Origin of the sequence: Tenacibaculum xiamenense (assembly GCF_964513065.1) — a bacterium.
Classification (GTDB): domain Bacteria; phylum Bacteroidota; class Bacteroidia; order Flavobacteriales; family Flavobacteriaceae; genus Polaribacter; species Polaribacter xiamenense.
On the sequence record NZ_CAZEQU010000037.1, the window covers coordinates 32,920 to 35,388 of the forward strand.

The 2,469-nt window shown below is 43.7% G+C and carries 1 protein-coding gene (only partly in view); it reads left to right on the forward strand.

Every position in this 2,469-nt window falls within one protein-coding gene, locus ACKTTV_RS17000, for a Calx-beta domain-containing protein (protein WP_408032067.1), read on the forward strand. The gene is 12,306 nt long; 9,803 of those nucleotides lie to the left of the window and 34 to its right, leaving coding positions 9,804–12,272 in view (codon 3,268, partial, through codon 4,091, partial); the first codon wholly inside the window starts at nucleotide 2. The start codon and the stop codon both lie outside this window.

A 2,469-nucleotide genomic window follows, 5' to 3' on the forward strand; every position in this document is an offset into this window, starting at 1 on the left:
TGGGAATGATGAAGATGGCGATGGCGTTTGTGATAGTGTAGATCCAAATCCAACAGATCCATGTATTCCAAATGGAATAGATGCAGATAATGATGGTGTATGTGATAGTATAGACCCCGATCCAAACGATCCATGTAACCCAAATAGTAATGACGAAGATGGCGATGGTTATTGTGATGGAGTAGATCCAAATCCAACGGATCCATGTATTCCAGATGCAACAGATGCTGATGGTGATGGTATTTGTGATACGATCGATCCCGATCCAAACAATCCATGTAATCCAGATAGTGCTGATGAGGATGGCGATGGTTATTGTGATAGTGTAGATCCAAATCCAACGGATCCATGTATTCCAGATGCAACAGATGCTGATGGTGATGGCATTTGTGATACAATAGATCCCGATCCAAACAATCCATGTAACCCAGATAGTGCCGATGAAGATGGCGACGGTTATTGTGATGCAGTAGATCCAAATCCAACGGATCCATGTATTCCAGATGCAACAGATGCAGATGGCGATGGCATTTGTGATACAATAGACCCAGATCCAAATAGTCCATGTGATCCGAATGCTTTAGATAGTGATGGTGATGGTGTATGTGATACGGTAGATCCTGATCCAAATGACCCATGTAGTCCAAACGGATCAGATAGTGATGGTGATGGTGTATGTGATGCGATAGATCCAAATCCAACGGATCCATGTATACCAAATGGAACAGATGTTGATGGTGATGGTATTTGTGATACTGTCGATCCAGATATTACAGATCCATGTCCAATAGGAGCACCAGATGCGGATGGCGATGGAATCTGTGATGCAGTAGATCCAGACCCAGCAGATCCATGTGTGCCAAATGGAACGGATAGTGATGGTGATGGTGTTTGTGACACAGTAGATCCAGATCCAAATGATCCATGCAGTCCTGATAATACGGATGCAGATGGCGACGGCGTATGTGATACAATCGACCCAGACCCAGCGGATCCATGTAATCCAAATAGTAATGATGAAGATAATGATGGCGTTTGTGACACAGTTGATCCTGATGTAACAGATCCATGTAACCCAGATAGTGCGGATGCAGATGGCGATGGCATTTGTGATACAGTAGATCCAGATCCAGCGGATCCATGTAATCCAAATAGTAATGATGAGGATGGTGATGGCGTATGTGATACAGTAGACCCAGACCCAACCGATCCATGTGTACCAAATAATACGGATGCTGATGGAGATGGCGTATGTGATACAGTAGATCCCGATCCAGCGGATCCATGTAATCCAAATAGTAATGATGAGGATAATGATGGCGTTTGTGACACAGTTGATCCCGATCCAACCGATCCATGTATACCAAACAATACAGATGCCGATGGTGATGGAGTTTGTGACACGGTAGACCCAGATCCAGCAGATCCATGTAATCCGAATAGTAATGATGAAGATAACGATGGCGTGTGTGATACAGTAGATCCTGATGTAACGGATCCATGTAGTCCAGATAGTGCAGATGCCGATGGTGATGGAATCTGTGATACGATAGATCCTGACCCAGCAGATCCATGTAATCCGAATAGTAATGATGAGGATAATGATGGCGTATGTGATACAGTAGATCCGGACCCAACGGACCCATGTGTACCAGACAATACGGATGCCGATGGTGATGGAGTTTGTGACACAGTAGATCCGGATCCAACCGATCCATGTATACCAAATGCAACAGATATAGATAATGATGGCGTATGTGATACAATAGATCCAGATCCAGCAGATCCATGTAATCCAAATGTAACCGATACAGATGGAGATGGTGTTTGTGATGTGATTGATCCAAACCCAACAGACCCATGTATCCCAAATCCATTTGCAATAGCCACAGGTGATTGTGATGGTGATGGTATTAGTAACGGTTCAGAATATGATGCAGATGGCGATGGAAATGGACCAGATGATTCAGATGGAGATGGTATTCCAGATGTATTAGATATAGATGATGATGGCGATGGTATTCCAACTAGTGAAGAGGTTGGTACTGATCCAAGTAATCCAACGGATAGTGATGGCGATGGAACACCAGATTATTTAGATACTGATAGTGATAATGATGGAATCTCAGACTTAGTAGAAGGCGGAGGAGATCCTAGTTTAGATGCAGATAATGACGGAGTGATTGATGATCAAACGGATACCGATGGAGATGGACTCCCAGACTCAGTAGATCCAGATAACGGAGGAACTTCATCAACAGGACCAGACAGTGATGGCGATGGACTTCCAGATTATCAAGACTTAGATAGTGATGGCGATGGTATTAATGATGTTGAAGAAGCAGGAGGAACAGATGCAGATGGTGATGGTCAAATAGATACAGGAGATTTAGTAGATGGTAACAATTTACCAGATACTGATGGTGATGGAACTCCAGATGTGGAAGAACCAAACAACCCAGACCTACC